At 35.9% G+C, this 13,366-nt stretch carries 9 protein-coding genes; 5 read left to right on the top strand and 4 right to left on the bottom strand.

The annotated features are described in order from the left end of the window. The 3 genes from GQR94_RS19745 to GQR94_RS19755 all read left to right on the top strand — a co-directional run bounded on the left by GQR94_RS19745 (position 1) and on the right by GQR94_RS19755 (position 3,308). Positions 1-1,605, top strand: coding sequence for a sodium:solute symporter (locus GQR94_RS19745; protein ID WP_158978491.1), 1,605 nt, complete (start codon positions 1-3; stop codon positions 1,603-1,605). A 10-nt stretch (positions 1,606-1,615) separates the two neighbouring features. After that, a complete protein-coding gene (locus tag GQR94_RS19750) occupies positions 1,616-2,740 on the top strand; it encodes a glycerate kinase (protein WP_158978493.1) in 1,125 nt (374 codons plus the stop codon). 91 nt (positions 2,741-2,831) lie between these two features. After that, positions 2,832-3,308, top strand: coding sequence for a nucleoside deaminase (locus GQR94_RS19755; RefSeq protein WP_158978495.1), 477 nt, complete (start codon positions 2,832-2,834; stop codon positions 3,306-3,308). 82 nt (positions 3,309-3,390) lie between these two features. On the opposite strand, the gene GQR94_RS19760 is transcribed toward GQR94_RS19755, so the two are convergent. Then, entirely contained in the window at positions 3,391-3,867 is a 477-nt protein-coding gene (locus GQR94_RS19760) for a hypothetical protein (RefSeq protein ID WP_158978497.1), read from the bottom strand. Between the two features lie 297 nt (positions 3,868-4,164). On the opposite strand from GQR94_RS19760, the gene GQR94_RS19765 reads away from it, so the two are divergent. Together GQR94_RS19765 and GQR94_RS19770 are read left to right on the top strand one after the other, a co-directional pair. Further along, positions 4,165-5,286, top strand: a complete 1,122-nt coding sequence (locus GQR94_RS19765) for a mechanosensitive ion channel family protein (RefSeq protein WP_158978499.1) — start codon at positions 4,165-4,167, stop codon at positions 5,284-5,286. Positions 5,287-5,585: 299 nt separating this feature from the next. Next, positions 5,586-7,274, top strand: coding sequence for a right-handed parallel beta-helix repeat-containing protein (locus GQR94_RS19770; protein WP_158978501.1), 1,689 nt, complete (start codon positions 5,586-5,588; stop codon positions 7,272-7,274). A 1,397-nt stretch (positions 7,275-8,671) separates the two neighbouring features. Here GQR94_RS19770 and GQR94_RS19775 read toward each other — a convergent pair. The 3 genes from GQR94_RS19775 to GQR94_RS19785 form a co-directional block, all read right to left on the bottom strand. After that, complete coding sequence (locus tag GQR94_RS19775; protein ID WP_158978503.1) at positions 8,672-9,508, bottom strand: DUF4249 domain-containing protein; 837 nt, start codon at positions 9,506-9,508, stop codon at positions 8,672-8,674. Position 9,509: 1 nt separating this feature from the next. Further along, positions 9,510-11,837, bottom strand: coding sequence for a TonB-dependent receptor (locus tag GQR94_RS19780; protein WP_158978505.1), 2,328 nt, complete (start codon positions 11,835-11,837; stop codon positions 9,510-9,512). 826 nt (positions 11,838-12,663) lie between these two features. Then, a complete protein-coding gene (locus tag GQR94_RS19785; protein ID WP_158978507.1) occupies positions 12,664-13,281 on the bottom strand; it encodes a hypothetical protein in 618 nt (205 codons plus the stop codon). Between the last annotated feature and the right edge of the window lie 85 nt (positions 13,282-13,366).

The raw sequence follows: 13,366 nt of genomic DNA on the forward strand, positions 1-13,366 counted from the left end.
ATGAACTATCTAGATTATATTATTATAATAGTATATCTCTTAGCTTTTCTGGCTATGGGCTTCTTTTTTAAAGAGAATAAAACTTCAGGAGATTACTTTTTAGGAGGTAAATCTATGGGGTGGTTTCCCTTGAGTTTATCTACAATGGCAACACAATTATCGGCAGTTAGTTTTATCTCTGCTCCCGCTTTTGTAGGTTTAAAACAGGGGGGAGGTATGCAATGGCTTACGTATGAATTTGGAGTGCCTCTAGCCATGGCTTTTTTATTAATAGTACTCTTACCTACCTTATATAAATCTGGAATAGTAAGTGTTTACGAATACTTAGAAAAACGTTTTGATTCTTCCTCCAGACTCTTAATTAGTGTTGTTTTTCAGATTAGTAGGTCGGTAGCTACTGGAGTTATGGTCTATGCCATGGCACTGATACTACAGGCGACCATCCAATTAGATTTTGTTGTTTCTGTGCTTTTGATTGGTGTTATTACTATGATCTATTCCTTTCAAGGCGGAATGAAAGCGGTCATTTGGGGCGATGTGATTCAGATGACGATTCTCTTTTTCGGAATTATTATTTGTTTGTTTTATGGTTTTAGTGAGTTAGGTGGCGTAGATAATTTCTTAACGAAAGTAGATCCAGACCGTATTCAGGCAGTAGATTTTAGTAAATGGGGTTTTAATAATGCCGATGGGAATGATGAATTTGGTTTTTGGCCTATGGTCTTAGGGGGTTTCTTTTTATATGCCTCTTACTACGGAACAGACCAAACGCAATCCCAACGTTTATTGTCTTCTAAAGATATGCCTTCGTTAAAAAAGTTATTATTAGCCAATGGTTTACTGCGGTTCCCTTTTACCTTAACCTATTGTATTATGGGATTGGTGCTTGGAACACTTTTGGTGCAAGATGTTAGTTATCAAGAAATGATAGATACCGTGTACCATGCAAATATTGGCTCTTTAGAAGGTAAAAGGGCCGATTTAATGGTACCTGTTTTTATCATTAAATACTTACCTAACGGGGTCATCGGCATACTAATCGTCGCGATTATGTCTGCAGCAATGTCTAGTTTAAGTTCTACAGTAAATTCACTTTCTGCGGTAACTATGGAAGATATTGTAAAACGGTTTAAACCTCATATGGAAGACAAAAAATACATCAGCTACTCTAGATACTTATCTATATTTTGGGGCTTGGTGTGTTTATTCTTTGCTTTTTTTGCAGGAAGCATTGAAGGTACCGTGATTGAGGTCATCAATAAGATTAGTTCTGTTTTTTACGGTCCTATACTGGCCGTATTTATTTTGGCCATTGCTACGAAAAAAACCCATGCCTTAGGGGCTAATATCGGGATCATAGCTGGAGTACTGTTTAATATGTATTTATGGCTTTATGTACCTCAAATATTCTGGTTCTGGTGGAATGCACTGGGTTGTTTAGTTACAATCATTGTGGCATTAAGTGTGAGTTATATTGTGAAAGCTAAACCAAAAGAAGGGTTAGAAGTAGTCTATGACCCTAGTAGAAAAGAACTGGCTATTTTAGTGGTTTATTTTTGCGTAATTGTATTAATAAGCACCTCATTACCTGCTATTTTAAGTTAAAAAACACACGATGAAATTTGTAATTGCACCCGATAAATTTAAAGGCTCTTTAACTGGTATTGAATTTTGCGATGCCGTGGAAGAGGGACTCCTAAAAGTATTTCCGCAAGCGGATATTTTAAAAATTCCGTTGGCGGATGGTGGCGATGGTACAGTTGCTGTTATTAAAAATTACATTCAAGGGATCATGGTTACGGTGAATGTTAACAATCCGCATTTTGAAAAAGTAGAAGCATCGTACTTGTATTCTGATGAAACCAAAACTGCTTTTATAGAAATGGCAGAAGCTTCGGGCTTAAAATTATTAAATGCTGATGATTTTGATTGTATGAATGCCAGCAGTTATGGCACAGGAGAACTAATTGCAGATTGTGTGAGTAGGGGAGCGGAGCACTTAATTTTAGGTATTGGAGGGAGTGCGACTAATGATGCAGGAATTGGAATGGCCGCTGCTCTAGGCTTTGAGTTTTTTGATGTCAATAATCAGATTCTGAAACCCATTGGCGCTAATTTGATCAAAATCCACCATATTGCTGCCAACAAAGTAGCTAAAAATCTAAAAAGACTCAAAGTACAAGTCGCCTGTGACGTTACCAATCCTTTGTACGGTAAAGAGGGAGCTGCATATATTTATGCGGCCCAGAAAGGAGCTGACAAAAACCAAATAGCCGAACTAGATCTTGGACTGCAGCAGTTTGCCCGTGTGGTTAATTCCATGTACAATATAGAGGTGCAATCCATTAAAGGGGGTGGTGCTGCTGGAGGAATGGGAGTAGGGGTTTCTGTATTTTTAAACGGTGTACTGGCATCAGGCATCGAACTAATTAAAGAATTGGCCGATTTTGACGCTCAAATAAAAAATGCTGATTGGATTATTACAGGCGAAGGAAAATTAGATGATCAATCCTTATCAGGAAAAACAATTCAAGGGGTGTTAAACGCTGCCCACCGAGAAAAAATAAAAGTAGCAGCCTTATGTGGTGTGGTAGATTTATCTATCGAAGCACAAGAAACACTAGGCATTACCTATACTACTGCAATTTTAAAAGAGATTAGCACCATACAAGAAGCCATGGCGAATAGCAAAGATAATTTGATTTTTGCTGCGTATAACTTCGCTCGCATAATTGCTTAAATTTCTGTTTTGTTTATAAAATGTGGGCTAACTATTCGGATTTCTATATAAATTGTCGAATTTTGCCCGCATTTTAAAATTGAAAAGAAGCATGACAGAAAGAGATGAGTTTTTCATGAAAAGAGCGATAGCACTTGCCGCAGAAGGTATGAATGCTAATGCTGGTGGCCCTTTTGGAGCTGTAGTTGTAAAAGACGATGAAATTATCGCAGAAGGCTACAATAAAGTTACGTCTACCAATGATCCTACAGCACATGCTGAGGTAGTTGCCATTCGTGAAGCCTGTAAAAAATTAAATAATTTTGAACTTACCGATTGTACTATTTATACGTCTTGTGAGCCCTGCCCTATGTGTTTAGGCGCTATTTACTGGACCAGACCAAAGATGGTTTATTTTGGATGTAGCCGTGAAGATGCTGCTGCCATACAGTTTGATGATCAGTTTATTTATGATGAGATCGATAAAGATATTGACGGACGTCAAATTAAGTTTGTACAACTCGCACGTAAAGACGCTTTAGAAGTGTTTAATGCTTGGGATAGTAAGCAAGATAAAAAAGAATACTAGTACGCAGTATTAAGTATTAAGTATTATTAAAAAAGCCTCGAAGAAAATTCTTCGAGGCTTTTTTATATAAAATATTCTTTAATTATTTCGCTTGTTCGTTGATCGCATTGATACCAATATTCCCTTGAGCAATAACTGTTTCTAAGTCACTAGCACTTTGGTGAACTCTAATGTTTCCATCAAAAAATAGCAATTCATCAAACGTAATTGCCGTACCGTTGTCTAACATAGAAACTTCTGTAGTACTTTCTTCACAGTTACATTCAATAGGCGCTAAAGTGATCGCTACTTCACCTGTAGAAGAAACATCATCTAAATAAATAAATGCTGGGTGAATATCATTATTAGAATTGGTTAAACTTAAGAAGATTGTTGTTGTTCCGTCCTCTTTTTCTGTAAATGTAGCCGTTCCAGAAATGTCTGCATTATCCGCAGCATTTAAAGCAAATACTTTAGTACGTAATCCAGCTTCAGACGTTTCTGTCTCATCTTTAGAACAACCAACAAAGGCAAACGCTGCTGCCAAAAACAATACTAGGGAGATTTTTTTCAAGTTCATAATTAGTTAAAAATTAGTGTTAATATTAGCACAAATGTATATAAAGGAAATCATATTTTTTTTGCGAATTATGCAATTCTTTTACCATACGATTAATCAACGTCAACAGGTTTATTTTCAACGTTGAAAGGCTATTTTAAGGAGTAATTTTTTCAATTTAAAAGATGCTTATTCACACTTTTAGTTTTTTTGTAAGTTAATTCTTATTGCCCAGTAGCTCGTAGTATGAAATACAAACTGTAAATTTGATGATAGAACAGTAAAACACCAGCACTAAACCCTAATAACGATACGATAATGAACGATTTTATTCAAGAACATTTAAAGGCTATTTACCATGTTTTAAGTACCATAGCCATTGTTGTTGTCTTGATTATATTGACGAATTATTTTCATAATTGGCTGAAGCGTAAGTTGAATAATAAATTTCCAGGGCAAGAATCAAATACCGTAGATCTACTGCGTAGAATTCTTAAAACCCTATGGGTAATTTTGGGTATTATCGCCATTGTTTTTGCATTTATTGAAGAGCAGTATTACCAACGATTAGAAAAAGATTTTTGGCTTATTTTTTACTTAGGTTTCGTCCTTGTCGTTACTATTATTGGAGTATCTGTAGTGCAGATGCTTTTTGCCCTCACCATTAGCAAACGTATCGAAGAAAAGAGCGATCCTACGAGTTATAAGTTTCTACGAAATTTAGCTGTTTTTGCAGTCTATTTTTTAGGTGTTTTATTTGCTGTAATGGCATTTCCTTCTTTACGTGGTATGGCACAAACAGCTTTGGGTGGGGCAGGAGTTATCGCGATTATTGCCGGTGTAGCCTCTCAAGAAGCCTTAGCAAATTTAGTGGGGGGTGTGTTTATAATTACCTTTAAGCCTTTTAAAATTTTTGATATTGTACGTATTTCAGATGATATGGTAGGTACCGTCATAGATATTACCCTACGCCATACCATAATCAGGAATTTTGAGAATAAAATGATTGTGGTTCCCAATTCTATCATCAATAAAGAGAAGCTTATTAATTATGATTTAGGCGATCGTAAATGCTGCCAATGGATAGAGATTGGTATTTCTTATGATAGTGATATTGATACCGCTAAAGAGATCATGCGCGAGCAATGTACCCAACATCCAAGCATTATAGACAATAGAAAACCATTAGATATAAAGAATGGAGATCCTAAAGTGCTGGTACGTGTTATAGGTCTTAATGAATCTGAAGTTACGCTTAGAGCTTGGACCTGGGCAAAAGATTATCCATCATCATTTGTCATGAAATGTGATCTCTTAGAAAGCATTAAAAAAGAGTTTGATGCAAAAGGAATCGAAATTCCGTTTCCACACCGTACTATGGTTTTTAAAGAAAGTCAGTTAGCGGAATTAAAGCAACAAATAAATTCAAAAGACGCTTAGCCATTTCTTAAACATAAACCTTGTAGAATAGCTAATCTTCTTTATAATTTTCTTTGAAGGATCTAGTAGACTAGGAGTTTGACGTGGAAGAACCTAAAAGATGTACCTTATCCGTTTCTTATGGCATTGAATATTTTGGGCCATAGCGAGATTTCTTAATTTCCAGTTTTACGAGTGTTTACAGTTGCTGTAAGGGATGCCTTTCAAGTAAAATCTTTAGCTGCTTAGCAACAATAAAAGACCTAATCTTATGTTTACTTAAGTATCACTAATCTCATCTAAAATACCAAAATATAAATATGAACAAATTTTTTATTAAGATTACCTACATAGGATTACTATGTATGAGCATTGCAAGTTGCAGCAGTGACGGCGAATTGGATACTGTATTGGGTAATAATTTGCCTAACGCTCAACCAGGAGATTATGTTGCTCCTATAGGTATTCCTGATGCGTGGATTTCTCCAGATATGGCTAGCCCAGAAAGACCTACTACTTGGGATACCGAGCAAATTGGTTATTATTTTGTGGAATATGCTACTGGTTCTGATACAGATAATACTTATGGTACACCAACAGCACCACGTAAAACAATTCCATTTCCTGTTCCTGCAGGGTCGTATGTAGTTGTTGCTGGCGATTATCATTATGTACAAAATTATATTAAGCTTGAAGGTGAAGGAACTGGTGAAGCTTGGGTAGCTGGTGAAAGTGGACCTGTTTGGGTGGTTAGTGATACTGAAAATAAAGCTGAAATTACTGGTAAAAAGTTGCTTATATCTGGTAGCTATGTATATTTAGATGGTTTTTATTTCCATTCTGGAGGCACACTACAATTGGGCTCGTATAAATTAGGGTTTCAAGTAGATCACATCTTGGTCAGAAATAGTGAAATGAAAGGCGAACATGATGTTACCGGTGGTGTTTTAATAAGTACTGTTGGTTTAGAAGAGGAACCTGCAAGTGATATTATCATTTATAACAACAAGGCACATGGTATTGGTCCGCTTGACTCAGATGTAGATATTGATGCTCGCGGTTGCTCTATACAAAAATATACGAGTAATATGTGGGTTATCGATAATGAGTTTAGTGACTCTGGAGCCGGACTTCAAGTAGAAGCTGGTTCATTGGAAAACCAACCGACAGCACATCATATATATATTGCACGCAACCATATTTTTAATATTGCGCAAGCTGGTATCGGAATAAAATATGCCTTAGATATTATCATCAGTGAAAATATAATTCATGATATTATAGATACCCCATGGTCACCCGCAAAAGGAATTGGTTTTCAATATGCTCCTGATCGTGTGTGGATACTTTATAATGAAATTTATAATGCATACACTGGTATTCGCGGAGGTAGTGATAATGGCGGTGCAGGTACTAATGGAAAAAGTGTTTTTATTATTGGTAACTTTATACATGATGCTACTATAGATGGTACTGCGCATAATGGTGCTACCAGTGGTTTAGGGATAGAAATAAACAATGGTGCTACACCAAGATATATTATTAATAATACTATTGTGAATAGTGATATTGCAGTTGCTAATGGCTATTATAACTCTACCATGATCATTGAAAACAATGTATTTTCTAATACACGAGATTTTGATGTGATGTTGGAAGACAGTTACCAAACTGGAACATTGTCTACACTTAGAAATAATCATTTTGATGCTGAAGCTAAAATAACGTGGAGTAATGGTGTTACTCATGATCTAGCAAGTTTTCAAGCTGCTTTTGATAAAGGCGAAGGTTGTATTAGTGCAGATCCTTTATTTGTAGCTGCTAATGCTAATGATTTCTCTTTGCAAGCAGCTAGTACTGCTGTAGCTGCGGGATTAACTCCTAGTGCTTTAACATTAGATGTGTATGATCATTTTGAAACGTTATACGGACTTAACATAAAAGTTGATATCAACCAAGTAGCTAGACCAACTACTGGCGCATGGAATATGGGAGCTTATACCAACTAAAACAATTAAGTTTATAAGCTGATATAGATTGCTATTTAAAAAATTAACTCACGTACTTAAAGACATTCGTTTTTTGTACGTGAGTTTTTTTGTTTTAGCGAATCAGAATACTTGTGTATTTAAGATTATCCTGCGGATGATTTTAAATATAGCAGAAATAAAGCAATGGATACAGAACCAAATACCAATGAAACTTACTTAAGAGAGAGGAGTTCCTATATTTTCTTTTTTACATACGCGAGTATTTGAGATTATCCTGCGGATGATTTTAAATAGCGGCGAGATGAAGCGTTGGACTTATAAGTTTTATAGATGAACCTACAGAACAGGTGATATTCTATTTAAGTTTGATTCAATTGAGAGAGGAGTTCCTATATATTCTATTTTACATACGCGAGCTTTTTGAATTATCCTGTGGATGATTTAGAAAGTCGGCGAGACGATGTAAGTGGCATTATGTATTCATTGACTTATAAGTCTAAACGGGATAGTAATTTTACAAAAGTGAAGAGGTTCTTAAATATTCTATTTTACATAATATAAATTATAGTACAAATAAGTATTATGAGTAAAAATGGCGAATAGCATATTTTCGTGCTATTTTACATAGTTGCAGTTATCGGCCGTTAGGACTATAACGTCCGCAATTATGTAAAAGCCGTTTTACTGGAATGTTAGTTTAAATTGGATATTAAGTACAATGGCTCCAGTTATTTTAAATATGCGATTCTCAAGAAACTTCAGAACTACAAAATATGCGTATAACTTCTAACGCTTGCCAACGCCAAAAAAAGTAAAAATTTTAGATTCTTTTCAAATTTTCGATTTATGAGAAACTATCCGCAAATAAATTTTTCAGAACATTCTCAGGAGCTTGCCGCAACAGCTAAAAATTACTCTACGAGATAATTTCTGAGCCCTTGCTACTACTTTTCTTTGTTTGAATCTTTTCTTTAGGTGCTTTTATTATTATGTAAAATAGACCTTCAGCATTGTAACCTGTAACCGAAATATTTTATCTTTTTTTCTTGATACGGCAAAGTATACTTTGAGCGAGATAATGCGGCGGCGAAATCGACGAAGGAGATTCATGAATACCTTTAAAAACAATTAACGTGGAATGAACTAAACAAAAAAATGCCATCGCTCCAACCCGCCACCAAAAGCAATCAGCCACTGGCTAATTTCTGTTGTCACGTAGATAATTTAGGAAACAACGTACGTGTCGATCACTAAATTTTAGGATCAATTCTTATTCTTAAGAATGCTACTAGGTATAACCACCATTGCAGCAGTCAACATTTATTGTAACCAGCCCCCCTAAAATTCTTAAAGTTCTTCTCCCCTATTGTTTAGCCAAAGTTCTCTTAGGCCGGAGAAAGGTAGTATGCTCAAACCTACTCTTGTATCACAATAGTTCTCTTTGCGACTGAAAAGGCTCCAAAATACCCCAACGCCCCATTATTAATATTTGAAATAGGGTTGGATGGTGCTATGCCATCGCCATATATTACATCAACCAAATTATTATAGTAATCAAAAGTAGCACGATCTAGTTGCTGAAGTGTAACCTCTAATGTATCTCCTGCTTTCAAGGTGTGCGGAAATTCAAAATCTTGTAGATTTCCATCTGTGAATTTATCGGTGGTCAACCAGAAATTGATATCCCTTTCACTTTGCTCTACTTCTCCATCTTCATTTTCAAAAGTGAAAATGTACACCTCTCCATTGACCAAAACTTGAAGTCGGTAATAGTTATCTATATCGGGAGGGTCGCTAAAATATGCAGTAACATAGTATCCTTCTTTGTAAAAAATCGATTCTTCTAAAAACTCCGATGTTAGGGTATCCAGTACAATGAGATTCTCAGGCATTCTACTTTTTGCCGTATAATTTACTCCTTCCAATTCAACCTCTAAGTTATAGGTAACCCCACGTTCTCCTTGCAAAGTGGATGTTTGATAAATACCAGGGCTTGTCTCGATTAGGAATTCTTCATTCCCTCGATCATCTGAGATTTTTACTTGTGCATCTTCTTGAGCAGGAAATGTATTGGAATCATAAAAATCGACAGTTTTTTTTATTTGTATCGTATAAGGACCTATTTCATCGGTAACAAAACCTTCAATGACAACTTGCGGTGTTACACTATTTAGATCAAGTTCGATAACTTCTTCACAAGAAAAAATGCCTAAAATAAGACAGGTCACGAGAAAATAAATTAAAAACTTCATCTTACTTAAATTTAAAATTGAACGATGCAGCGGGATAAAAACTGAATAGCGAGAGTTTAACAGCCTCTGTTCTCGTTGGATCATTTTCTGCTTCCTGAAAATCAATCAGAAACGCATTCTTTCTTCCATACGCATTATAAAGGGAGTAAGTGGCACTTAACTCCCAACGTTTTGTTTTCTTAATTAGTTTGGTCGCACCTAAATCCAGTTTATGAAAAGCGGGAAATCTATCGGCGTTACGAGTGCTGTAAAGGTTAATGACTTCATCATCAATTTGGTATTTACCGACCGGGTAGGTTACCGCATTTCCCGTGCGATAAACAAAGGTGCCGGAAAATGTCCATTTTGGATTTAACTTATAAATACCCACTAGTGATAAATCATGGGTTCGGTCCCAACTCGCAGGATAAGGATTTCCGTTATCGATACCATCAAATTTTCGTTCCGTTTTTGACCAAGTATAGCTTAACCATCCCGTTAGCTTACCGATATTTTTTTTGATATAGAATTCAGCCCCATAAGACCATCCTTTACCAAACAACAATTGAGATTCTACATTTTCATTAAAAACTAGTTCAGCACCTGTACGGTAATCCACTTGATTCTGCATGTCTTTATAATATATTTCTGCGGAAGTCTCAAAGGCGTTGTCCTTAAAATTGCGATAATAGCCCAGCGCATATTGATCGGCAATCTGGGGCTTTACATTATTGCTACTGGGAATCCAAAGGTCTATTGGTGTACCACTTGTGGAATTCGAAACCAAATGAAGATACTGCCGATTGCGGCCATAGGAAGCTTTAAATGAACTTTCATCTGAAAGCAAATAGGTCAAACCAACTCTGGGTTCTAATCCCCCATAGGTTTTGACCAGTTCCCCATCATCAAAATTTTCGGTGGTGACTACATCGCCGTCGGCGTCATAAGTAAAGATATCTCCCGGACCTACTTGGCCGAACCATGAATAACGGAGGCCTAAGTTAAGATTCAGTTTTTCTGAGATCTCTTTTTCTTCTGAAATATAAGCGGCTGCTTCCCAAGCATATTTTTCTTGCAGTATGGCAGCGTTTAGATTCGAATTTTGATCAGGCCGTATCTCTCCAGGAACAAACGTATGGTAGATACCGTTCCATCCAAATTTTAAGGTGTTGGATGGATTTATATAATACTTAAAGTCCTGTTTTAAACTTACATCCTTGATGGCTGAGATAATATTGAACCCATTGTTCTCTCCTTCATCGCCCCCGATATCAACATTGTAGTTATAATCACTAAAAAGTGCGGTAGTGTTTAAAAACAAACGGTCATTAAAAAGATGGTTCCATCGAGCGGTCGCCGTGGCATTGCCCCAGTCAAAGCCAAACTCGTTGCCAAAACCAAACTTGTCTCTTCCAAAATAACCAGAAATGAAGACCCTGTCTTTTTTTCCAATTTGATAATTGGCCTTAGCATTCAGGTCATAAAAATATAAGACCGTATTTCTAACATCTTTATCACTTGAAAGTTTTAAAAATAGATCCAAATAGGTTCTGCGGCCAGAAATTATAAAAGAACCCTTATCCTTAACTATGGGTGCCTCAAGAGTCAATCGTGAAGCAATTGATCCATACCCGCCAGAGGCTGTGAATTTTTTATTGTTTCCATTGTTCATTTGAATATCCAATACTGATGAAGCTCTTCCGCCATATTCGGCAGGAATATGTCCTTTGTAAATCGTCAGGTCTTTAATGGCATCGGAATTGAATACCGAGAAAAGACCCAGTAAATGGGAAGCATTGTAGACTGGCGCTTCATCTAACAATATAAGGTTTTGATCTGCGCTACCACCGCGCACGTAAAAGCCGCCACCGATTTCATTGGCTTTTATTCCCGGTAATAGTTGTATCGTCTTTAACACATCTTTTTCGCCGAAAAGAATCGGGACTTGAGCAATTTCCTTCATGTCGATTGAATTAACCCCCATCTCTGTGGATTTAACATTGCCATCTTTTCGGTCAGAGGTAACGACCACTTCTTCCAATGCCGTGGATTCCGGAACAAGCTCTTCATCTAGGGTAAAATTTTCGATAAGCGAAAGCTCTTTTAAGCTAGTTGAGTAGCCGACATAGCTGATTTTTAGCGTATAGTCTCCCTCAGGTATTGTTATGGAATAAAAACCATATTCATTAGTAATACCTCCTTTGCTCAATTCGGAGACCCAAACACTTGCCCCGATTAATTCTTCGCCATTAACGGCATCTGTAACATTACCACTAATAGTATATTTTTCTTGAGAGAAACCTTTTAAAGAAATAATGAGTAGAAAAGGGGCTAGTAGTTTTATTTTCATTCAACTAATATATTGTGTCGTTTAGTAATATAAACGCAAAATTTTGTTAAATTGTTACTGGAAGAATTTATTGAAATTAGCAATTCTCCAAAATAGTTTTTTTTCGGCAATATTTTCCCGGAGTGGAAAATTTTCGGCACGGCATAATATTTTCGGTCTTTTTTAATGGCTTTCGGTAAAAACCCTTTTTAAGAGTTCAATTTACACAGCAGGAAAAATAAAAACGCTTGAAAACGAAAACAATTTTATTCAGAACGCTACATAATTAGTGAATTAAACCCTGTGAACGGAATTGGGGCTGCTAAAAACTAGCCCATTCCACACACATTACACTCCCCTCCTACCGTCGGGTCGCATAATAAGTGTTCCATTACCTTTCTAGAAGAAACTTTTTAGAAGAAAAATTTATAGAAAGTGAAGTGCCAAATAAGCCAGCACACCAACCCGCTCAAAAAATAATAGGTCTACCAGACCTTTCATTTTTATGCCGTAACCAAAGCTCAAGTTACATTATCCACCTACGTCATAAAACTTCGGCGGGCAGGTGCAGAACATTATAGTACAGGTGACAATCTAGATAGTTTAGATTGGCGGCGAGACTGGTGCGGCTGGGAATGGGTAAAACGGCGAATAGAACTCTTTCAGTTCTATTTTACATAGTTGTTCCTATAGCGCCTTTAGGTCTATATCGTCAGTATTTCTGTGAAAGTTTAATGGGTTGACAAAACGGGGAATTATTAGCGTAAAAAAACAATTAAGTGAGACTAAATAATTAGATAGGTTTTTTTCATTTGTTTATAAAATTCTTGATTGACATAGTATTCATTTACCACATATAAAAAATACATTGTTGTTTTCTATAAGAGTACCCTACTTTTAACTTTTTTTCAGCCTTCCTGAGTAGTTTGTATTTATCGCGTATTTCGTCATCATCTTCTATGCAATTACTTTCTTTTAATGCTAAAGAATTAAAATAAGCTGCATCCCAATCAAGTCCATTTTTTGCATGCTTTCTTGCAAAACATGTACTAGTAGCATTACTGTCAAAAAACATTCTTTGTTCAACAACTTCAATTACCTTTTCTACACTTATAGACGATGATCCTTTTTCATCTTTTTTATATTCCGTATTAAGGTAAATGGTTTCTTCCGTAGTTAAGGTTTTTATTTTTAGTGTATCATCTATGATAAAATAATCTTCTGAAGTCCAAAGGTTTGCAAGTCCTTGTTTATATAAATGATTAATTAATATAAGCTTGTCTGCCTCATAGTAATAATCAATTCTTCCTGATAATACTTGAGAACACTCATAATGTTTTGTGATGTAATGTATTAAGGTGTCTTTCTTTTTTATTCTTTCTTGTAAAACGTCATATTCATTATTAGCAGCATCAAACGTTTGCTGACTGTATCCGTAGGTTACAACACATAAAAAAAGCATCATAAAATATGCTGATTTTGTGCTATAATTTTCTGAGAACGTAAAAAAATTTTTAATATCGGATTGTAAATAACCCTGTACTTTTACC

It is taken from the genome of Cellulophaga sp. L1A9, from assembly GCF_009797025.1.
Classification (GTDB): Bacteria; Bacteroidota; Bacteroidia; order Flavobacteriales; family Flavobacteriaceae; genus Cellulophaga.